The 20,938-nt window shown below is 71.3% G+C and carries 13 protein-coding genes; 8 read left to right on the top strand and 5 right to left on the bottom strand.

The genetic code is table 11. From position 1 onward, the window contains the following. The first annotated feature begins 151 nt into the window (after positions 1 to 151). Both OG842_RS08325 and OG842_RS08320 read left to right on the top strand, forming a co-directional pair. The gene (locus OG842_RS08325; RefSeq protein WP_266728925.1) at positions 152 to 352 is read left to right on the top strand and encodes a hypothetical protein; all 201 of its coding nucleotides are present in this window, start codon (positions 152 to 154) and stop codon (positions 350 to 352) included. A gap of 118 nt (positions 353 to 470) precedes the next feature. After that, on the top strand, positions 471 to 881 hold the full coding sequence (locus OG842_RS08320; protein WP_328512164.1) for a rodlin: 411 nt from the start codon (positions 471 to 473) through the stop codon (positions 879 to 881). 163 nt (positions 882 to 1,044) lie between these two features. Here the strand turns inward: OG842_RS08320 and OG842_RS08315 are convergent, their stop codons facing one another. After that, positions 1,045 to 1,545 (bottom strand): DUF5949 family protein, encoded by a 501-nt coding sequence (locus OG842_RS08315; protein ID WP_266728921.1) that lies wholly within the window; start codon positions 1,543 to 1,545, stop codon positions 1,045 to 1,047. A gap of 375 nt (positions 1,546 to 1,920) precedes the next feature. On the opposite strand from OG842_RS08315, the gene rsgA reads away from it, so the two are divergent. Together rsgA and OG842_RS08305 are read left to right on the top strand one after the other, a co-directional pair. After that, a complete protein-coding gene (gene rsgA / locus OG842_RS08310; protein ID WP_266728919.1) occupies positions 1,921 to 3,096 on the top strand; it encodes a ribosome small subunit-dependent GTPase A in 1,176 nt (391 codons plus the stop codon). A gap of 103 nt (positions 3,097 to 3,199) precedes the next feature. After that, positions 3,200 to 4,552, top strand: coding sequence for a DNA-3-methyladenine glycosylase 2 family protein (locus OG842_RS08305; RefSeq protein ID WP_323185801.1), 1,353 nt, complete (start codon positions 3,200 to 3,202; stop codon positions 4,550 to 4,552). A gap of 6 nt (positions 4,553 to 4,558) precedes the next feature. Here the strand turns inward: OG842_RS08305 and OG842_RS08300 are convergent, their stop codons facing one another. From OG842_RS08300 to OG842_RS08290, 3 genes are all read right to left on the bottom strand, one after another. Next, complete coding sequence (locus tag OG842_RS08300) at positions 4,559 to 6,871, bottom strand: glycosyl hydrolase family 95 catalytic domain-containing protein (protein ID WP_328512656.1); 2,313 nt, start codon at positions 6,869 to 6,871, stop codon at positions 4,559 to 4,561. A gap of 260 nt (positions 6,872 to 7,131) precedes the next feature. Continuing rightward, positions 7,132 to 7,614 (bottom strand): DUF456 domain-containing protein, encoded by a 483-nt coding sequence (locus OG842_RS08295; RefSeq protein ID WP_266728916.1) that lies wholly within the window; start codon positions 7,612 to 7,614, stop codon positions 7,132 to 7,134. A gap of 149 nt (positions 7,615 to 7,763) precedes the next feature. After that, positions 7,764 to 8,753, bottom strand: coding sequence for a helix-turn-helix transcriptional regulator (locus OG842_RS08290; RefSeq protein WP_266728914.1), 990 nt, complete (start codon positions 8,751 to 8,753; stop codon positions 7,764 to 7,766). A 210-nt stretch (positions 8,754 to 8,963) separates the two neighbouring features. On the opposite strand from OG842_RS08290, the gene OG842_RS08285 reads away from it, so the two are divergent. The 3 genes from OG842_RS08285 to OG842_RS08275 all read left to right on the top strand — a co-directional run bounded on the left by OG842_RS08285 (position 8,964) and on the right by OG842_RS08275 (position 16,397). Further along, a complete protein-coding gene (locus OG842_RS08285; RefSeq protein ID WP_266728912.1) occupies positions 8,964 to 12,734 on the top strand; it encodes a S8 family serine peptidase in 3,771 nt (1,256 codons plus the stop codon). A gap of 127 nt (positions 12,735 to 12,861) precedes the next feature. Continuing rightward, complete coding sequence (locus tag OG842_RS08280; RefSeq protein ID WP_266728910.1) at positions 12,862 to 14,589, top strand: protein phosphatase 2C domain-containing protein; 1,728 nt, start codon at positions 12,862 to 12,864, stop codon at positions 14,587 to 14,589. 65 nt (positions 14,590 to 14,654) lie between these two features. Further along, positions 14,655 to 16,397 carry a pyruvate dehydrogenase gene (locus tag OG842_RS08275; protein WP_266728909.1) on the top strand — a complete coding sequence of 581 codons (1,743 nt, stop codon included), beginning with the start codon at positions 14,655 to 14,657 and terminating at the stop codon, positions 16,395 to 16,397. 67 nt (positions 16,398 to 16,464) lie between these two features. Here the strand turns inward: OG842_RS08275 and OG842_RS08270 are convergent, their stop codons facing one another. Beyond that, positions 16,465 to 19,590: an alpha-mannosidase gene (locus OG842_RS08270; protein ID WP_328512163.1), complete on the bottom strand. Its 3,126-nt coding sequence runs from the start codon at positions 19,588 to 19,590 to the stop codon at positions 16,465 to 16,467. Between the two features lie 154 nt (positions 19,591 to 19,744). Here OG842_RS08270 and OG842_RS08265 point away from each other — a divergent pair, with 154 nt between their 5' ends. Further along, positions 19,745 to 20,935 (top strand): NAD(P)/FAD-dependent oxidoreductase, encoded by a 1,191-nt coding sequence (locus OG842_RS08265; RefSeq protein WP_266728906.1) that lies wholly within the window; start codon positions 19,745 to 19,747, stop codon positions 20,933 to 20,935. Positions 20,936 to 20,938: the final 3 nt, after the last annotated feature.

Here is a 20,938-nt window from a genome sequence, read left to right as displayed (position 1 = left end):
CACATCCACGCGGCAGCCGTTCTCCGGCCGCCCGGATATGCCGGCCCCACTCGTGCGTCCGGGAAGCGGTGGCCCCTCGAAGGGGCGGTGGACTGGGCCGGTTGCCGTAGTACTGGCAGCCCTCACCCGCCGCACCGGGTAGGGGCCACACATGGACCAGTACGACAGTCAACGCCCCCGTGGCCGGGAGCGGCACGCACAGGACGGCACACCCATCTACGACCGGCTGCTCGCCGAGTGGCAGGCGGCCCACGGCGGTCCGGAGCCCGCGCCCCCGGCAGGGCCCGACCGGAGTCACGCGGGCAGCAGGGTTCCCGCGGCCCGCACCTCCGGCGAGGCCGTCGACGGGTAACCACGAGCGTCGAACTCATGCCGGATCGAACCCGTATGAGTGGTAATGCGGAACCGGCGCTTCCGTAGCGGGTTGATCAGTACGTTCCACAACGGGACGCTCCGAAAGGTGAAGCGTGATGAAGAAGATGATGGCCGGCGCAGCAGTGGCCGTGTCCCTGGTCGGCCTGTCCGCCGCCGCGGCCCCCGCGGCCATGGCGATCGGCAACGACGGGGGCACCACGTCGGTCAACGGCAACGGCGCCGTGGACGAGTTCGGCAACAGCGTGACCCAGGGAGACGGCAGCCCGCAGTTCCAGCTCGTCCAGGGCACGCTGAACAAGGCCTGCGTCGGTCTGCCGCTGAAGGCCAATGCCGGTTCGCTCGTCGGTGTGCTGGTGCCGGTCGCGGTCCAGCACGTCAACGTGCTGGCCTCGCCGCAGAACCAGCAGTGCGCCGAGAACTCCACCCAGGCCAAGGGCGACGAGCCGCTGTCGCACCTGGTCGACGACATCCCGGTGCTCGCGGGCAACGGGATCGCCAACGACTGACGCACCCGAGGCGCGGACTGCCCGGGGATTCACCCCGCGGCAGCCCGCACTGCGGTGCACCGCGCCGCACAGCACGATCCGGGGCACACCGTCCCAGGGCTCCACGCAAAAGGATGCCCACCGCACCACGGGGGCGGTGGGCATCCGGCGATCCGGGGGTGGGTCAGCCCAGGCTGCGGACCGGGACGACGCAGTGGGCGGAGGTCGTGATGACCTCCGGGTCGGCCGCGAAGGACCGCAGCAGCTCCTCGCTCACCGGCCGGCCCGGTGCGCCCTGGGGCCACGGGCGGGTGGCGAACATGGTGTGCACCTCGCCCCGCCGGCCGGCCGCGGCCAGCCACTCGGGCGGTGCGGGGTACTGCGCCGTGAAGTGGGGCAGCGTGAGGACCGCCTGCCCGGCCTGGACGAGCAGCTTCACGGGGAGGCTCGGGTTCTCGGTGGCGTACACCGGAGCGCTGCCGACCGGCAGTCCGCAGCGCTCCAGGGCCGTGCGCATGGCGGTCTCGCCGACGGCGGGGCCCTCAGAGCCGTCGCCCAGGGAGTAGACGAGCAGGAAGGCGACATCGTGGCCGTCGGCGGGATGTTCGCCGCTCCAACCGATCAGTGTGATCGTGCCCAACTGGGCTTGTGTGAACGTGCCGGTGGCGGTCTGGGGGGAGGTCATGCTCGGCACCATAACGGCCCCGGACCGGTCGTTGTGCATGTGTATCACCTGATTGAGGGATGTAGCAGGATAGACCCGGTGAAAGCTGCCTGGATCCCTCTCCGCCCTACGGATGCGCTTGGCCTCCTTTAAATGTGTTGAGCCGGCCGATGCGTGCGGGCTAGGGTGTCCACTGTTCCGGACGGCGGAGATCAACTACCGCTGTCGGTCCCGTGCTTGAACCAGGAGGTGAGGACTGTGATGACTGTCGCTGCGATGGGTGCTGCCCACAACTCGAAGAGCATCGTTCCCGCCCCCGTGGTCGCCGGCTGACCTACTCCGCAACTCTCCGCGCCCGTGTGCGCGTTGCCGGGGCCACCCTTTGAAGGGTTTCCCTTGTCTTTCCCGTCCTTCCCCTCTTCTGTCTCCTCTCTTCAGGGCTCGTCCGCGTCGCACCCGCTGTCCCCGTACGGCTGGGACGACGCGTGGGCGGCCGAATTCGCACCGTACGCCGAGCAGGGTCTGCTGCCCGGGCGCGTGGTGCGGGTGGACCGCGGTCAGTGCGATGTCGTCACCCCCGAGGGCACGCTCCGCGCCGACACCGCCTTCGTCGTCCCGCGCGATCCGATGCGGATCGTCTGCACCGGCGACTGGGTCGCGGTCGACCCCGGCGGCGACCCGCAGTTCGTACGGACGCTGCTGCCGCGGCGTACCGCCTTCGTCCGCTCCACGTCCTCGCAGCGCTCCGAGGGCCAGGTGCTCGCCACCAATGTGGACCACATCGTCATCTGCCTCTCGCTCGCGGTCGACTTCGACCTGGGGCGGGTGGAGCGCTTCCTCGCCCTCGCCATGTCCAGCTCCAGCGGTGACGCGCTGCTGGGTGGCGGGGGGCCGGCCGGGAACGGTGCGGCCGAGCCGATCGTGGTGCTGACCAAGGCCGATCTCGTACCGGACGCCACCACGCTGTCGCACCTCGTGCAGGACATCGAGGGCGTCGCGCCCGGGGTGCAGGTGCTGACCGTCAGTTCCGCCACGGGGGAGGGTGTCGATGTCTTCGCCGCCATCGTCTCGGGCGGTACCAGTGTGCTGCTCGGCGCCTCCGGTGCGGGCAAGTCGACCCTCGCCAACACCCTCCTGGGCCACGACGTGATGGAGGTGCAGGCCGCGCGGGACGTCGACGGCAAGGGCCGGCACACCACCACCACCCGCAATCTGCTGCTGCTGCCCTCCGGTGGCGTGCTGATCGACACCCCCGGGCTGCGCGGGGTCGGGCTCTGGGACGCGGAGGCCGGTGTCGGCCAGGTCTTCTCCGAGATCGAGGAGCTGGCCGAGCAGTGCCGGTTCCACGACTGCGCCCATGAGTCGGAGCCCGGCTGCGCGGTGCTCGCCGCGATCGAGGACGGTTCGCTGCACGAACGGCGCCTCGACAGCTTCCGCAAGCTGATCCGCGAGAACCAGCGCATCGCCGCCAAGACCGACGCCCGGATGCGCTCGGAGATGCTGCGCGACTGGAAGCGCAAGGGCGCCGAGGGCCGGTTCGCCATGGAGGCGAAGCGGGGCCGGGTGCGGTAGGTGGTGGTCCCCGGTCCGCGGGCGTCCATGGCCGCAGACCGCCGGGTCCACGTCCGAAAACCGCCAGTCCGGTGCCGGTGGGTGCCGCACACTGGACGGTGTGATGGACGAACGGACCAGGTACGAGGCGGTGAGCAGCCGCGACGCCCGTTTCGACGGGGAGTTCTTCTTCGCCGTCGAAACGACCGGGATCTACTGCCGGCCGAGCTGCCCCGCCGTCACGCCCAAGCGGAAGAACGTCCGCTTCTACCCGACCGCGGCCGCCGCGCAGGGCCACGGCTTCCGGGCCTGCCGGCGGTGCCGCCCGGACGCCGTGCCGGGCTCGGCGGAATGGAACGTGCGGGCCGACGTCGTGGGCCGCGCCATGCGGATGATCGGCGACGGTGTGGTCGACCGGGAGGGCGTGCCCGGTCTCGCCCACCGGCTCGGCTACAGCTCACGCCAGGTGCAGCGGCAGCTCAACGCCGAGCTGGGCGCCGGGCCCGTGGCGCTCGCCCGTGCCCAGCGGGCCCACACGGCACGGGTGCTGCTCCAGACGACCGGGCTGCCCGTGACGGAGATCGCCTTCGCGTCGGGCTTCGCCAGCGTGCGCCAGTTCAACGACACGATCCGGCAGATATACGCCCGTACGCCGAGCGCGTTGCGGGCCGAGGCGGGGACGGGGCTGGGAGCGGCGGTCCGGGAGGCGCGCACCGCCGGGATCCCGCTGCGGCTCGCCCACCGGGGGCCGTACGCCGCCCGTGAGGTCTTCGACCTCCTGGCCGGTGAGACGGTCGCCCGGATCGAGGAGGTCAGCGGTGCGGCCGGTGCCCGTGTCTACCGGCGTACCCTGCGGCTTCCGTACGGCACGGGCATCGTGGCCGTCGACGAGCGGTCCGCCGGGGCCTGGCTGGACGCCCGGATCCACCTCACGGACCTGCGGGACCTGACGACGGCCGTCCAGCGGCTGCGGCGGCTCTTCGACCTGGACGCCGATCCGTACGCCGTCGACGAGCTGCTCGGCGCCGACCCGCTCCTCGCTGCGGGCGTCGCCGCCCGCCCCGGGCTGCGTTCGCCGGGCGCCGCGGACCCGGAGGAGTTCGCGGTGCGGACGCTGGTGGGACGGGAAGAGGCGGAGCGGCTGGTGGAGCTGTACGGGAAGGTGCTGGACGTGCCCTGCGGCGGGCTGACGCACGTCTTCCCCGAGCCGGGAGTGCTGGCCGGTGCGGCGAGTGATCCGGAGCTGCGGGCGCTGGCGGCCGCGCTCGCCGATGGGGACGTACGGCTCGACGCCGGGGCCGACCGCGACGAGGCCGAGCAGGCGCTGCTGCGGTTGCCGGGGATCGGCCCGGCAGCCGCGGCGCTGATCAGGATGCGTGCGCTCGGTGACCCGGACGTGGATCCGGACGGGCGGCCCGAGGCGGACCGGTGGCGGCCCTGGCGTTCGTACGGGGCGCGACACCTGGGGCTGCTGTGACCGGGCTCAGGCGGGCAGACCCCAGCGCGGCGCGGCTTCGTTCGCCGGCACCGGGCGGATGGTCAGGTCCGGCCGGTCGCCCCGCGCCGTGATCAGCGCCGAGTCGCCCTTGCCGAGGCGGATGCGTACCGTGCCGTCGGCCGCCACCTCGTGCTCCAGCGGCCGTCCGTGCCGGTCCCGGATCTCCACCGGGCCGTCGATGCCATGGCGTACGACGCAGGGTGCGCCGGCCTCGCTGGTCAGCCGCACCCAGCGGGTCCGGCCCTCCTCGCGTACTGCACTGAGCAGGAAGGCGCCCTGGGTCCGGAAGTCGTGAACGGTCAGTTCCCGCCAGGCGGCGGGCAGTGCCGGGAAGACCCTGATCGTGCCGCCCCAGGACTGGCAGACCATGTCGTGCAGGGACTGGGCCGCCGAGAGCGGGGTCTCGATGACCGGGCCGGACTCCTTGTACATGGTGTTCGCCTGGATGAAGCGGCTCATCAGCTGGCCCAGGTACTTCAGAGCGTCCTCGCCCTTGCCGAGCAGCGCGGACATCGACGCGGCGCCGGTGAAGGTGTAGCCCTGGAGGGCGCCTTCGAAGCCCACCCAGTGGGCGAGGGACTTCTCGATCAGGGCGCGTTCGTCGGCCGTCGCGCCGGTCAGCTCGTACAGCGGGTACACCGCGAGCATGTGCGAGTAGTGGCGGTGCGACTTCGCGAACGGGACCCCGGCGCCGATCATGAACCCGTTGGCATCGACGGGGTAGGGCGCGAGCCTGGCCAGGACCTCCTGCCAGCGGGCGGTCAGCGGGTCGCGGACGCCGAGCCGCTCGGCGGATTCCAGCAGGGTGCGGCAGCCCCAGCGCAGCAGCATCAGGTCGTAGTTGCAGTCGGGGGCGTTGACGCCGTACTCGGGGGAGAACGTCGCCGGGAGGTGCAGCTTTCCGTCCGTGCCGGGCGTCAGGAAGTGCAGGTAGTAGTTGACGGCCTTGCGCAGCAGCGGGAAGAGCGTGTCGCGCAGGATCGACTCGTCCATGGTGTGCCGGTAGGAGAGCCAGACGTTGTGCAGTGCCCAGGTCAGATTGCCGACCTCGGGGGTGGGCGGGTCCTGGCCGGGGATGCCGACCCCGTAGCCGCCGTCGGTCACCGAGGCACCGTTGACCAGCTGGGGGTCGGTGGTGCGGGGGATGCCGGCCGAGTCGGCCCGGTAGGGGGCGGAGACCTCGCGCGAGAGCTGGTCCCGGATTTCGCTCAGGGCGCGGGTGACGGCGTCCAGTTCCAGGTGGTTGGAGCCGTGGATCAGCCAGTACTCCAGCTGGACGTTGAGGTTCCACCAGGTGTTGGGCCAGGGCGTGGGCTCCAGCCAGGGGCCGGAGGTGGCCATCACCGGGGCGTCCTTGCGGGCCGCCGACGCGGTCTTGTAGAGCTGGATCCAGTAGAAGCGCTGCAACCGGGCGTCGGGCAGGGACAGGAAGCTCTTCCGGTAGAACCGGTCCCACCATGCGCGATGGGGGGCGGCGAGCGGGCCGTACGGGAGCGCGGAGGCGCCCTTGACGGTACGCAGCGCACGGTCGCGTGCCGTTGTCGCGGGGTGGGAGTGCGCCACCGTGACGTAGAGGGTGCGGGCCGTGCCCCTGGCGTGTTCGCGCCAGGCGGTGACGTGCTGACCGCCCGCGAGCAGTGGCTGGACGGCGGCGGTGGTGTCGCCGTGCTGTTCGGTCACCGCGGGAGGGTTGCCGGTGTAGCCGTCCGGGACCGGCTTGAAGGCGGCGCGCGGGCTGATCGCCTCGGCGGGGTGGAAGACCCAGCGGAAGTCCTGTTCGCCCTCGCTCGGGGTGACCTCCACGGCGAGCAGATCGCTGGTGGAGTGGACGAAGGCGCGGAGCTTCAGGGTGCCCGCGGTCGTGGTGATCGTGCCTTCGAGCTGGGCGGTGCGCAGCCGCATCCACCACTCGATGCCCGTGATGGCGCCGACCGGCTCCAGAGTGAAGTGGCCGATGGGGAGGCGGGCGAGACCGAAGAGCGAACCGAACTCGGGTCGGTGGTCCTGGACCTCGGAGTGCTGGACGTTGAAGCGGACGGCCCGGGTGGTGGCGCCGGGCTCCGCGTAGATGCCGGAGCCGAGGCGGCCGTTGCCGAGGTACGGGCCCTCGTACCAGGTCTTCGGCGGCTTCTGCCAGAGCAGGTCGGCATCGTCGAGGACCGTGTGCCAGCTGTCGTCGGGGGAGTGCACGGTGGTGGGGGTGGTAGGGGCCGGGGTGGTCGGGCTTGCTGCCAGGGCGGGGACGGCCGTGCCGGCCGCCACGAGTGCGCCGCCGATCGCGGTGCCGGTGGCGAGCACCGTCCTGCGCGAAGGGGCGGGTCGGGACGGAGCGGGTCGGGACGGGGATGAGGCTTCGGTCCGGGGCGTGCGGGAGGGGTCCGGTGCTGTGGACAAGGCTTCTCCTGGCGACTCGTACGCAGGCACTTCAATTCATCCGAGCTATTCCTTGAGGGAAGGTAGGCGCGGGGTATTGCTGCGTCAATGGAGCGGGAGAGATCCGATGTGTTTCCGTGTATCTGGACGGTGTCCCGCAGGATGTCGAGAGGGTGGGGCCTGAATCAGCCCCAGATCAATGCGCCGAGCCAGGCGCCCGTCACCAGCAGGCACGCGAAGAGCTCGACGAGTACCGCATAGCCGGTCGCCCGCATCACCGAGCGCATCGATGTCCAGCCCGCGCCGTGGCTGCCCAGCCGCAGCCGCTCCGCGCCGTAGATGGTCCCCACGTATCCGGGGACCGCACCGATCACCGGCACCACGAAGAAGCCGACGATCGCACCGATCCCGCCGAGCATCAGGGTCTTGCGCGGCGCGCCCGTCTCGCGCGGGCGGCGCGGCGGCAGCAGTGGCTTCAGCGCCTGGTTCAACAGCAGCAGCGCCGTCGCGCCGATGAGTACGCCCCAGGCGACCGGCGTCATGTCGGTCAGTGCCCACCACAGCACGGCGGCCCAGACGATCGCCTGGCCGGGGACCCCCGGCACCAGCACACCCAGCAGGCCGAGGAGCATGACGAGGCCGACGGCGACGAGTTGCCACATGCTCATCTGACCAGCCTGCCGGAGTCCGGCCGGTCCCGCCCGTCAGCGCACCCGGGGACGGAGGGCGTCGGCGCAGCTCAGGGCCGTATCGGAGCCGTAACGGTGTGTTGTCGCGGCCGCTCCGTGACGTGCCTCTTCGGAACCGGGGGTGCGGGTCAGAACCGGGGCGTGCGGGCCACCCAGCCCCGTTCGTACGCGTGCCAGCCCAGCTGGAGCCGGGTGGAGACGCCGGTCAGCTCCATCAGCCCCTTCACCCTTCTCTGTACGGTCCGCAGCCCCAGCTCCAGCTGTTTCGCCACGCTCGCGTCCGTCAGCCCGGCCAGCAGCAGCGACAGGATCTCCAGGTCCGTGGGATCGGGGCCGGTGTCTTCCTCCTGGAGCCGGTTGCCCTCGCCCAGCCTGAGCGGCATCGCCTCGCGCCACACCGCCTCGAAGAGGCCCATCAGCGACTCCAGCAGCCCGGAGGCATGGACCACCAGTGCGGCAGGCTCGGCGCCGCGCCCGGTCAGCGGCACCATCGCCAGGGCGCCGTCCGCGACGACCAGCTTGGTCGGCACCCGGTCGATGACCCGGCACTGCTCGTTCCGGCTCAGTGCCGTCGACAGCTCCAGAATCCCGAACGGCATCGTGAGCGTCTCCCGCTCGACCACCACCCGATAGGACACCCCGCGCGTCGCGACCTGCTCCTCGGCCTCGTTCTCCATCCCGCTGACGGCGATCGGCTTCCCGGTGACCAGGGCGCACACCTCGCTCGTCGCGCCGAGCTGCAACTGGTGGAAGCGGTGCGACACCGCGCTCGCCCCCGTGACCACCTCGACCAGATCGTGCACGGCCGGCTCGTCGGCATCCGCCCGGTATTCCTCGGCGAGCAGCGCCGCCGCCAGCTCCGCCTGCTCCAGCTCATGGCGCTGCTGGGTGAGCAGCGCTCCCAGCGCCACGCCCGGTGGAGCCGCCACCCAACGGCCCGTGCGGGCCGAGGACTGCGCGGCCAGACCGTGCTGCTCCAGCCTGCGCAGCGCCCGCTCGGTGTCCGGCTCGGGAAGGCCCAGCCGGTGCGCGAGATCGGAGACCTCCGAGGCCCCCACCGCCACGAGCGCGCGGTACGCCGACTCCTGTATCTCGTCGAGCCCTATGGCTCCCAGCATCCCCGGACCCCTCCCGGACGCGTTGATTCCGCACGATGTCGCTGTCGTCGGGCGTCCGTCCATGGCGGAAAGCGGCCACGGCGTAAACCCGCCGTGTACATCATCCCTTTATCGCCCGGCGCTCTGCCAATGTGGCGCCACCGAAGTACCAACAACCTCCGGAAGACTGCGGTTTGCGCTGATTGGTTCCGGATTCACTTGGGGAGAACGATGCGTCCGATATCGCGTACGGCGCTGGGCGCGGCCACCGCCGCCGTCCTGGCCGTCACCGCGATCGCACCGTCCGCGGCAGCGCCGCAGGACGATGCGACAGGGAAGAGAGCACTGACCGGCAGTTCGGCCGCCGAAGCCAAGAAGGACAAGTCGGTCACCGTGACCCTGGTCACCGGTGACAAGGTCCTGGTGAGCAAGGACGGTTCGGGGGCCGACTCGGCCACCGCGCTGCCCCGCGAGGACGGCACCGTCCCCCTGGTGCAGACCAGGCAGTCCGGCAAGGACCTCTACGTCTACCCCGAGAGCGCCGCCGCCGCGCTCGCCGCGGGCAAGGTCGACGAGGAGCTCTTCAACGTCACCGGCCTCATCCGGCAGGGCTACGACGACGCCCACACCAAGTCGCTGCCGCTGATCGCGGTTTACGGCGAGGGCCAGTCCCGCTCCACCTTCGCCACCCCGCGCGGCGCCAAGCGCGGACTCGCGCTCGACGCCATCGGCGGTCTCGCCCTCAAGGCGGAGAAGGAGAAGGCCGCCGACTTCTGGTCGGACGTCACCCGTGGCGCCCGTTCCTTCTCGACCTCCGGCATGAAGAAGCTCTGGCTCGACCGCAAGGTTCAGGCCACCCTCGACAAGTCGACAAAGCAGGTCGGTGCCGACCTCGCCTGGGCCGCCGGATACGACGGCAAGGGCACCAAGGTCGCCGTCCTCGACACCGGTGTCGACGCCGAACACCCCGACCTCAAGGGCCGGGTCGCCGCCTCGGAGAACTTCACCGACTCCGACTCCACCGACGACCGCCAGGGCCACGGCACCCACACCATCTCCACCGTCGGCGGCTCCGGCGCGGCCAGCGGCGGCAAGAAGAAGGGCGTCGCCCCCGGCGCCGACCTGCTCGCGGGCAAGGTCCTCAACGACAGCGGCTCCGGCGCCGAGTCCTGGATCATCGCCGGCATGCAGTGGGCCGTCGACCAGAAGGCCGACGTCGTCTCCATGAGCCTCGGCAGCCCGGAACCGACGGACTGCACCGACCCGATGAGCGTCGCCGCCGAGGAACTCGCGCAGAGCAAGGGCACCTTGTTCGTGATCGCGGCCGGCAACTCGGGCCCGACGTTCAACACCGTCTCCTCGCCCGGCTGCGCCCCGAGCGTGCTGACCGTCGGCGCCGTCGACCGCGACGACACCACGGCCCAGTTCTCCAGCCGCGGGCCCGCGATCGGATCGCACACCCTCAAGCCCGAGATCGCCGCCCCCGGCGTCGCCATCTCGGCCGCGGCGGCCGGTGGCCGCGGCGTGTACGCGTACCGGTCGATGTCCGGTACGTCGATGGCCACCCCGCATGTCGCGGGCGCCGCAGCCATCGTGAAGCAGCGTCACCCGGACTGGACCGCCCAGCAGATCAAGGCGGCGCTCGTCTCGTCCGCGAAGAGCGACATCCCCGGCGACGTACGCGAGACCGGCGGCGGCCGCCTCGACGTCAAGGCCGCCATCGACACCACCGTCGTCGGCGCCCCCGCCATCCAGGGCGGCACCTACAACTGGCCGCAGGACCGGACCGACCGCACCACGGTCGACGTCCCGTACACCAACTCCGGCACCGAGCCGGTGAAGCTGTCGCTGAGCGTGCAGGGCGTCACCGGCAACGACGGCTCGGCCGTCCGTTCCTCCGTCGCGAAGCTCGACGCGAAAACCGTCACCGTCCCGGCCGGAGCCACCGTCAAGGTCCCGCTGCAGATCGACCCGACGGCCAAGCTGAAGGCCGCGCAGTACGGTGACGTCACCGGACGCGTGCTGGCCACCGGCCCCGGCGGCGCCAAGGTCTCCACCCCGTTCTCGCTGTACGTCGGGGCCGAGACCGTCACGCTGCGGGTCAAGCTCGTCGACGGCGCCGGCAAGCCCGCCGCGGGCTCCTCCTCGCTCGACGTGATCGGCACCGACACCTCCAGCGGCGAGCGCCGCTTCAACGACGGTTCCGCCGACCAGGTCTACCAGGTGCGCCCCGGCGCGTACTTCGTCTCCGGCTTCGTCACCACGGCCGACCCGAAGGACGCCACCGGCTACCTGAACGAGTCCGTCGCCTACCTCGCGCGGCCCCAGGTGGACGTCACCAAGGACACGACCCTGGTCCTGGACGCCCGCAAGGCGCACCGGATCCAGGTGAAGACCGAGGACCGCGCCTCCGAGAGCCGCTCCACGACGCTCGCGTTCGGCCGTACCTGGGACGATGTCTGGCTGCACTCGGGCTCCATCTCCGGTGGCTCCGCGGTCAAGAACTACCTGGCGGACGTGCAGGGCAAGGCCAGTGACGGCGACTTCGAGTTCGCCAGCTTCTGGCGCGCGTACGCCCCGCAGATCGAGAAGCTGTCGGTCGTCGGCGGCATCGAACTGCACCCGAGGACGGCGAGCACCGGCTCCGTCAACCTCGACGGCACCGGCAAGGCCGCCCTCGTCGACGCCGGTACCGGTACCCCCGCCGAGCTGAAGGCCGCGGACGTCGCCGGGAAGATCGCTCTGGTTCAGGTCGCTGACGGCAGCAACAACGTGTACGGCCAGGTGCGTGACGCCAAGGCAGCCGGCGCCAAGGCCATCATCACCCACCGCCCCTCCGCAGGACCCTGGCAGCCGTCCGTCGGCTACGCCGCATCGACGCTGCCTGCACTCGGCATCGAGGCCGACGAGGCCGACGCGCTGAAGGTCGCCCTGGCCGACGGCCCGGTCGAGCTGGGCTGGAAGGCCACCGCGGTCAGCCCGTTCGTCTACAACCTGGCCTTCCCCGAGACCGGTCCGGTCACCTCGGACCGCACCTACAAGGTCCGGGACAACAAGCTCGGCAAGGTCACCGCCAACTACGAGGCGATGGGCCTCGCGGCGGACTACGTCGACATGATGATCATCAACCGGCCGTACGGTGGTGCGTTCTCCGGCGTCACCGACTACGTCGCCGCCCCCAGCAAGCGCACCGAGTACTACTCGGCAGGCGACACCGCGTGGGTCCGGTACCTCTCCTCCAGCTTCCCCTGGGGCGAGATGATGGTCGACCAGCCGCGCACCTACACGGCCGGCTCGAAGCGCACGGAGAACTGGTACCGGGGCATCCCCGCGCCCTCCGCCCCGCGCGACGCCGCCGGTAAGCCCCAGCTCGCCGCCGAGCGCCAGGACAACCTGATCGGCGTCGCCCCGGGCTTCTGGAGCGACAGTGAGCACGCCGGTCTCCAGGGCTCCTTCGGAGACATGGGCAGCATGCGGCTGAGCAGCGGCGGCAAGGTGATCGGTGAGACCGGCTGGCCGGCCGGGGTGTTCACCGTCCCGGCGGAGGACGCCGCCTACGAACTCACCATGCAGACCACCCGGTTCGGTCAGCCCGCCGCCGTGTGGAAGCGCTCCACCAGCACCGAGACCACCTGGAAGTTCCGTTCGAAGCGGGACGAGAACGCGTACTCCCAGGGCATCCCGCTGCTCTTCCCGGGCTACGACCTGGACTCGGACGGGCTCAAGACCCTCGCGGCCGAGGACGGTCAGAAGATCGGCCTGAGCGTCACCGGTCACGCCGGCTACACGCCCGGCAAGCTGACCGCGGCCAAGGTCTCGTACTCCTACGACGGTGGGAAGACCTGGACCGAGGCGACCACCGCACAGCAGGACGGCCGGTGGACCGCGACCGTGAACCACGCGGGCGCGGCCGGCAAGCCGGTCACCCTGAAGACCGAACTGACGGACGCCAACGGCAACTCCGTCATCCAGACCGTGACCGACGCGTACGCCGTGCGCTGATCACGACCTGACCGGTCCGCCGGGCGTCCTTCCCGTGGGGGGTGGGGACGCCCGGCGGACCCATGTCCGGGGCCACTATTTCCGGATGACCCGTTTTCGTACGGCCCCCGCGGTCGACAATAAGGACATGAGTCAGCAGGGGGAGAAGCCCGCCGCCCACGAGGACGACTGGTGGCGCAGGCTGTACGACGAGAACGCCCGGGACATTGGGACGAGCGACGCGGCCGACAGCCTCGACGACCCGGACAGCCTCGACGAGCGATTCGACTCGGCGTCGGAAGCGTTGGGTCCGGGCGGAGGCGGGGGAGCCGACGGCGGACCCGGCGGGGGTGCGGGGGCGCCGCCCGAGGCGGGGGCGGCGGAGGCGTCCGAGCCGGGGACGGTGGGGGTGCCCCGGCCGGCGGGGGAGCGTGCGGTGCGGGAGGGGGCGGTACGGGAGCGTGCTCCGTGGGAGCCGCCCGCCGCGACCGTACGTGCGCCGGGGGCGCCTCCGGTCGGCCCGACGCAGCCGCGTACCTTCGTCGTCCCGCCGGTTCCCGCGGGTCCGCCGCCCCCGCCGTCTCCGCCGTCTGCTCCGTCTCCCCCGTCGGTGCCGCCGCTGCCCAGGCGGCCGGTCGCCGGGAAACCCGCCGCCTCGCAGGCACCCGTCACCGCATCGACCGCGTCCACCTCACCCGTCGCGTCCACCTCACCCGTCGCGTCCACTGCACCCGTCGCACCGGGCACACCCGTCGCACCGACCGCACCCGCCGATTCCGTCGCACCCGCACCGGAGGCCGAACGCGAATCCGGCCCCGTCTCCCGCCCCGTGATCGGCCATGTGGGTGACCGGCCGCCGACCTACGACGCCGAACCCACCGCGCTGCCCGCCACCGTCCCGCAGGAGCTGGAGGGCATCGTCGCCGACACCGCGCTCGACGGCGCCCGCTACGGCACGTACACCCTGCGCGCCGCCTCCGTGCGCGGGGACTCCGCGCGGTTCCGAGGCGAGCCCCGCCGCGACGCCCTGCTCACCGCCCGCTTCGGCACCGACGAACACGCCCTGGTCCTGGTCGCCGTCGCCACCGGGGCCCGCGCCACCGAATCGGCACATCTGGCGGCGGCCGACGCCTGCCGCTGGATCGGCTCAGCGGTCGGCCGCAGCCACGCCCGGCTCTCCGAGGACATAAGGGCGGGCCGCCGCGGAGAGCTCAAATCCGGACTGCACCGTCTCGCCGACCGCACGTACGGCAAGCTGCGGGCCCGCGCCGCCGAGCTGGGGGTGGAGCCGCATCAGTACACGGCGGGCCTGCGCTGCCTCCTGCTGTCGGCGGACCCCGACTGCCGCACCCGGATCTTCTTCGGCATCGGCGCCGGTGGACTCTTCCGGCTGCGTGACGGCGTATGGCAGGACCTCGAACCGGTGGTCCCGGCAGCCGGTGGCCGCGGCACGGACCCCAGGTCCGGAGCCGGAGCCGCGGCTGTGGCCGGGGTCAAAGCAGGGGCCGGGTCCGGGTCCGGGGTCGAAGCCGGGTCCGGGTTCGCCGAGAGCGGCCCCGACGGTGACCGCCTCACCATGGATCTGGCCGTCACCACATCCGCGCCGCCCCATGCAGAGGCCCCGCCCGGCCCGCCCGATCCGCCCGCAGAACCGTTCCGCTTCCGGGGCTCGGTGGCCCGGCCGGGAGACACGCTGTTGCTGTGCAGCCCCGGACTGGCCGAACCGCTGCGCGGCGAGCCCGCCCTCGCCCAGGAACTCGCCGGACGCTGGGCCTCCGAAGGGGCACCCGGGCTCGTGGCGTTCCTCGCGGACACCCAGCTCCGGGTGAAGGGGTACTCCGACGACCGTACGGGCGTGGGTGTCTGGGAGGCGTAACCGCGCGGGCCATGGGTTGATGGATGCGGAGTCCGGAAGCCGAAGCGCGGAAAGGGTACGCACCCATGGCCAAGCAGAACGTGTCGGAGCAGTTCGTCGACATCCTCGTACGGGCGGGGGTCAAGCGTATGTACGGCGTCGTCGGCGACAGCCTCAACCCGGTCGTCGACGCCATCCGCCGTAACCGGGCCATCGACTGGATCCAGGTCCGTCACGAGGAGACCGCCGCTTTCGCCGCCGGTGCGGAGGCCCAGATCACGGGCTCGCTGGCGGCCTGCGCCGGATCGTGCGGCCCCGGCAATCTGCACCTCATCAACGGCCTCTACGACGCCCACCGTTCCATGGCCCCCGTGCTCGCCCTCGCCTCGCACATCCCGTCGAGCGAGATCGGGCTCGGCTACTTCCAGGAGACCCATCCGGAGCTGCTCTTCCAGGAGTGCAGCCACTACAACGAGATGATCTCCAATCCGCAGCAGATGCCCCGGCTGCTCCAGACGGCCATTCAGCACGCGATCGGCCGGGGCGGGGTCAGCGTCGTCACGATGCCGGGTGACATTGCATCGCAGCCTGCTCCGGAGAAGTCCGTCGAGCACGCACTGGTCACCTCGCGGCCGACGGTCCGGCCCGGTGACGAGGAGATCGACAAGCTCCGCCGGATGGTCGACGAGGCGAAACGTGTCACATTGTTCTGCGGCAGCGGAACGGCCGGCGCCCACGCAGAGGTGATGGAGTTCGCCGAACGGGTGAAGGCCCCGGTCGGGCACGCGCTGCGCGGCAAGGAGTGGATCCAGTACGACAACCCGTACGACGTCGGGATGAGCGGTCTGCTCGGCTACGGCGCCGCCTACGAGGCGACCAACGAGTGCGATCTCCTCATCCTGCTCGGCACCGACTTCCCGTACAACGCCTTCCTCCCGACCGATGTGAAGATCGTCCAGGTCGATGTGCGCCCCGAGCACCTGGGCCGCCGTTCCAAGCTGGATCTGGCGGTCTGGGGAGATGTCCGCGAGACCCTGCGCTGTCTGACCCCGCAGGTGAAGGCCAAGACCGACCGCAAGTTCCTCGACCGGATGCTGAAGAAGCACGCCGACGCGCTGGAGGGCGTGGTCAAGGCGTACACCCGCAAGGTCGAGAAGCACGTCCCGATCCATCCGGAGTACGTCGCCTCGGTGCTGGACGAACTGGCCGACGACGACGCCGTGTTCACCGTGGACACCGGTATGTGCAATGTATGGGCCGCACGGTATCTCTCACCCAACGGCAAGCGTCGTGTCATCGGATCGTTCAGCCACGGCTCGATGGCCAACGCGCTTCCGCAGGCCATCGGCGCCCAGTTCACCGACCGGAACCGCCAGGTGGTCTCGATGTCCGGCGACGGCGGATTCACCATGCTGATGGGGGACTTCCTGACATTGGTGCAGTACGACCTGCCGGTGAAGGTCGTACTGTTCAACAACTCATCGCTGAGCATGGTCGAGTTGGAGATGCTGGTCGCTGGCCTGCCGTCGTTCGGGACGGCCAACAAGAACCCGGACTTCGCGGCCATCGCCCGAGCATCCGGGGCGTACGGGGTGCGGGTGGAGAAGCCCAAGCAGCTCGAAGGCGCCCTCAAGGACGCCTTCAAGCACAAGGGCCCGGCGCTCGTCGATGTCGTCACCGACCCCAATGCCCTCTCCATCCCGCCGAAGATCAGCGCCGAGATGGTGACCGGTTTCGCGCTCTCAGCGAGCAAGATCGTGCTGGACGGGGGAGTGGGCCGGATGGTCCAGATGGCCCGCTCCAACCTGCGGAACGTGCCCCGCCCCTGAACCGGCGGCTCGCGCCCGGATCAGGCCGGGGGCGGCCGCAGCCGTCAGACCGGGGGCGGCAGCGGTGTCAGGCCGGAGTGAGCCGCAGTGTCAGGATCTGGAACGGCCGCAGCGACAGTACGAGACCGTGTTCGTCGGTCTCCGCCTCGCGCAGCGGTCGTTCCAGCAGGTCGGTGACCGTGGCCCGGACGACGGGGAAGCCGACCCGCAGCGTGGTGCCGGCGCGGCCGCCCGCCGACTCGTACAGCCGCACGATCACATCGCCGCTGCGGTCCTCGGCGAGCTTCACCGACTCGACCGTCACCGCCGGATGCCCCGTGTCGGCCAGCGACGGCAGAGTCGGCGCCACCGCCGCCCGCAGCGGCAGGTTGAGCGCGAGCCCCTCCCGTACCGCGTCGGTGATCTCGCCGCCCGGCGCCAGCGCGTAGCCGAACCGGTGCCGGCCGAGATCGGTCTCCGGGTCGGGGCAGTGCGGGGCGCGCAGCAGCGTCAGCCGTACGGTCGTGCCGAGGCCCGAACCGTGCGGGGTCCGGGTCACGTCGTGCCCGTACGTCGAGTCGTTGAGCAATGTGACGCCGTACCCCGGCTCGGCGACCCGCAGCCAGCGGTGGGCACAGATCTCGAAACGGGCGGCGTCCCAGCCGGTGTTGTCGTGCGTCGGGCGGTGGACATGGCCGAACTGGATCTCGGACGTGGAGCGTTCGGCGTGCACATCGAGCGGGAACGCCGCCTTGAGGACCTTCTCCGACTCCCGCCAGTCGACCTCGGTGTCGATGTCGATCCGGCGGCTGCCCGCGCTCAGCTGAATGTCCTGTGTGACATGTGACTGCCCGAAGGAGCGCCGGACACGGACCGCGGCCCGCAGCGGACCTTCCTCCACCAGCTCGATGGAGTCGGCGCCGGTGAGATCGGTCCGGGTGTGGCGGTAGTGCCGGTCGATGTCCCAGGCGTCCCAGTGGTTGGGGTGATCGGGGTGCAACTGGAGGAGGTTGGCCCGGTGGCCGGGGACGAGGACGTCCCGCCCCGCGCCGAGATCGCGGACGGCGGCGATCAGTCCGTCGCCGTCGATCACCACTCGCAGCAGCCCGTTGTCGAGCACGAGCCCCTCGTCCGCGGAACCGGCCGCGCTGACGGGGTGCTCCGGCACCGCCGAACCGTCCAGCGGACCCGCGCCGAGCCCCGGTGCGTCGGCCAGTACCGCCGTCCGGCCGTCGCCCAGGTGCTGCACCCGCGCGCCGGAGGGCAGCACCGCGCTCGCCTCCGCGTCCAGCTCGACCACTTCGCGGCGGTGGTACGGGGACGAGTTGAGCGCCACCAGACCCTGGGCGCCGCCCAGTGCCGCCACCGCGTCCGCCACCAGATCCGCCAGTTCCGCACGTACCCGCCCATAGGTCTCGCGGGCCTCGCGGTGCACCCAGGCGATCGACGAGCCGGGCAGGATGTCGTGGAACTGATGCAGCAGGACCGTCTTCCACAGCCGGTCCAGCCTCTCGTAGGGATATGCGTAGCCCCGGCCGGGGGCGGAGTTGCGCAGGGCGGCTGCCGTGGCCCACAACTCGGCCTCGCGGAGCAGGTGTTCGCTGCGGCGGTTGCCCTGTTTGGTCTTGGCCTGGGTGGTGTACGTGGCGCGGTGCAGCTCCAGGTACAGCTCGCCCGACCAGACCGGAGCCTGCTCTCCGTATTCCTCCTGTGCCGCCGCGAAGAACGCCGCCGGCCGCTCGATGGCGACCCTCGGTGAACCCTCCAGGTCCTTGAGCCTGCGCGCCTTCTCCAGCATCTCGCGGGTGGGCCCGCCCCCGCCGTCACCCCAGCCGAACGGGACGAGGGAGCGGGTAGCGAGCCCCTTCTCGGCGAAGTTGCGTTCGGCGTGGGCGAGTTCGCCGCCGTGGAACTGGGCGTTGTACGTGTCCACGGGCGGGAAGTGGGTGAAGACCCTGGTCCCGTCGATGCCCTCCCACCAGAAGGTGTGATGTGGCATTTTATTGCTCTGGTTCCAGGACAGCTTCTGGGCCAGGAACCACTTCACCCCCGCCAGCCGGGCCAGTTGCGGGAAGGCGGCCGTGTAGCCGAAGGAGTCCGGCAGCCAGATCTCCTCGGTCTCCACCCCCAGCTCCTGCTCGAAGAACCTCTTGCCGTGCACGAGCTGCCGGGCCAGCGCCTCGCCACCGGGCATGTTGGCATCGGACTCCACCCACATCGACCCCACGGGCGCCCACTGCCCGTCCGCCACGGCCCGCTCGATCCGCTCCCAGATGTGCGGCTGGTGCTCCTTCACCCAGGCGTACTGCTGGGCCTGCGAGGCGGCGAAGACCAGCTCCGGGTAGTCCTGGGCCAGCGCGGTGACATTGGCGAAGGTGCGCGAGGCCTTGCGCACCGTCTCGCGCAGCGGCCACAGCCACGCCGAGTCGATGTGCGCATGACCGGCGGCCGAGATCCGGTGCGCGCTCGCCGCGGCGGGGCGGGACAGCGCTTCGGTCAGCTCGTCCCGGCCGGCCCGCGCCGTGCCCGCCACGTCGTGCAGATCCAGCGCGTCGAGCATGCGCTCCAGCGAGCGCAGGATCTCGTGGCGCCGGGAACGCTCGACGGGCAGCTCCCGCATCAGCTCGGAGAGCACCTCGATGTCCAGGACCAGATGCCAGACCTCCTCGTCCAGCACCGCCAGCTCGGCGGAGGCGAACCGGTAGAGCGGCCGGTCACCCGCCGTCGTCACGTCCCCGAGCGGGGTCGGCACGAAGCCGTGTTCCAGTACGGCGGGGTTGGCCGCCGCCTCCAGCAGCAGCGAGACCGGCTCGCCGCCCGCCGCCGGGGAGGCCACCGTCAGATGGCGATTGCGCGGATGGATGCCCTTGATGGGGACGCCCGAGGTGTCGTACAGCATGCCCTCGGCCTGGAACCCCGGCCCCTGACCGGAGAAACCGGGGTCCACGACCACCTCGACCCGCCGACCCGCCCACTCCGATGGCACGGTTCCCTCCAGCCGGAACCAGCTGGTGGACCAGGGCCTCCCCCACTCGGTGCCGGTGCGGAACGGCTCGAACGGCTCCTGGAGGACCTGAGCCACCGGAACGGGTTCGCCGGGGATGTGCCGGACGGAGAGCGCGAGCGGCGTGCGGTCCGGGTACTGGGCGGGGCGGATGAACTGGTGAAGGGCGCGTTCGAGGCGGTCCTCCACCAGGGTGCGGTCGTCATGCATCACGGCTCCAGGGGTCGGCGCCTGCGGGTGTCATGGCTCCACTTCCCCGGCGGCCGCTCCGGCACCCCTGCGGGTGGCGCGACGGGGTGAGGATTGATCAACCGGCCCTGTGCGCACCCTTGGCGACCCTTGAGCAATGTGACATATTACTGCCGTGCTCACGAGACACCCCGTGGATGTCGTCATCGTCGGGGCCGGAATGGTCGGTGCTGCCTGCGCCTACTACACCTCCCGGTCCGGACTGTCCGTAGCCGTCGTCGACCGCGGGCCGGTCTCCGGCGGCACTACCGGAGCCGGCGAGGGCAACCTCCTGGTCTCCGACAAAGTGCCTGGACCGGAGTTGGAACTGGCCCTGCTCTCCGCCTCGCTGTGGCGGCAACTGGCCGAGGAGCTGCCCCCGGAAATCGAGTACGAGCTCAAGGGCGGCGTGGTCGTCGCCGCCTCCGAGGACTCCCTGACCACCCTGTCCGCGACCGCCGCCGGTCAGCGGGCGGCGGGTGTCGAGGCGCATGCCATCGCATCCGACCGCCTCCGCGACATCGAGCCCCACCTCGCACCGGACCTGGCCGGCGGCTGCCACTACCCGCAGGATGCCCAGGTCCAACCAGGCCTGGCGGCAGCTGAGTTGCTGCGTTCGGCGGTCCGTGCCGGTGCGCACGTGTGCCCAGGGGAGGAGGTGGTCGGGATACTCAGGGACCGGGAGGGCGCCGTACGCGGGGTACGTACGACAAGGGGCGAACTGCGCGCCCCCGTCGTGGTCAACGCGGCGGGCACCTGGGGAGGCGACCTGGCCGCACTGGCAGGGGTGAACCTGCCGGTCCTGCCCCGCAGAGGGTTCGTACTGGTCACCGAACCACTGCCCCGGCTGATCCGGCACAAGGTCTACGCAGCGGAGTACGTGGGCGACGTGTCGAGCGGGTCCGCGGCGCTCCAGACCTCGCCCGTGGTGGAGGGCACGCCCTCGGGGCCGGTGCTCATCGGGGCGAGCCGCGAACGTGTCGGCTTCGACCGGACGTTGTCCGTTCCGGTGGTGGCCCGGCTGGCGGCCGGGGCCGCCGCGCTCTTCCCCGTACTCGCCGATGTGCGGGTGATGCGCGCCTACCACGGATTCCGCCCCTACCTGCCCGATCACCTCCCCGCGATCGGACCGGACCCCCGAGTGCCGGGGCTCTTCCACGCCTGCGGCCATGAGGGGGCCGGGATCGGGCTGGCACCCGTGACCGGGCTGCTGATCGCCGACGCGATCCAGGGAGAGCGGCCCGCACTCGATCTCGGACCGTTCGCCCCCGACCGGTTCGATGCCACAGGTGATGCCACAGTCGATGCCACGTGCGATGTCACATGACGG

This window comes from Streptomyces sp. NBC_00376, assembly GCF_036077095.1.
GTDB lineage: Bacteria > Actinomycetota > Actinomycetes > Streptomycetales > Streptomycetaceae > Streptomyces.
This window is presented reverse-complemented; position numbering and strand designations above follow the sequence as displayed.

Bases quoted from the DNA above. Each gene is read 5' to 3' on its own strand.
- OG842_RS08325 (WP_266728925.1), top strand. From the start codon at position 152: ATGGACCAGTACGACAGTCAACGCCCCCGTGGCCGGGAGCGGCACGCA.
- OG842_RS08320 (WP_328512164.1), top strand. From the start codon at position 471: ATGAAGAAGATGATGGCCGGCGCAGCAGTGGCCGTGTCCCTGGTCGGC.
- OG842_RS08315 (WP_266728921.1), bottom strand. From the start codon at position 1,545: ATGACCTCCCCCCAGACCGCCACCGGCACGTTCACACAAGCCCAGTTG.
- OG842_RS08305 (WP_323185801.1), top strand. From the start codon at position 3,200: ATGGACGAACGGACCAGGTACGAGGCGGTGAGCAGCCGCGACGCCCGT.
- OG842_RS08295 (WP_266728916.1), bottom strand. From the start codon at position 7,614: ATGAGCATGTGGCAACTCGTCGCCGTCGGCCTCGTCATGCTCCTCGGC.
- OG842_RS08290 (WP_266728914.1), bottom strand. From the start codon at position 8,753: ATGCTGGGAGCCATAGGGCTCGACGAGATACAGGAGTCGGCGTACCGC.
- OG842_RS08285 (WP_266728912.1), top strand. From the start codon at position 8,964: ATGCGTCCGATATCGCGTACGGCGCTGGGCGCGGCCACCGCCGCCGTC.
- OG842_RS08280 (WP_266728910.1), top strand. From the start codon at position 12,862: ATGAGTCAGCAGGGGGAGAAGCCCGCCGCCCACGAGGACGACTGGTGG.
- OG842_RS08275 (WP_266728909.1), top strand. From the start codon at position 14,655: ATGGCCAAGCAGAACGTGTCGGAGCAGTTCGTCGACATCCTCGTACGG.
- OG842_RS08270 (WP_328512163.1), bottom strand. From the start codon at position 19,590: ATGCATGACGACCGCACCCTGGTGGAGGACCGCCTCGAACGCGCCCTT.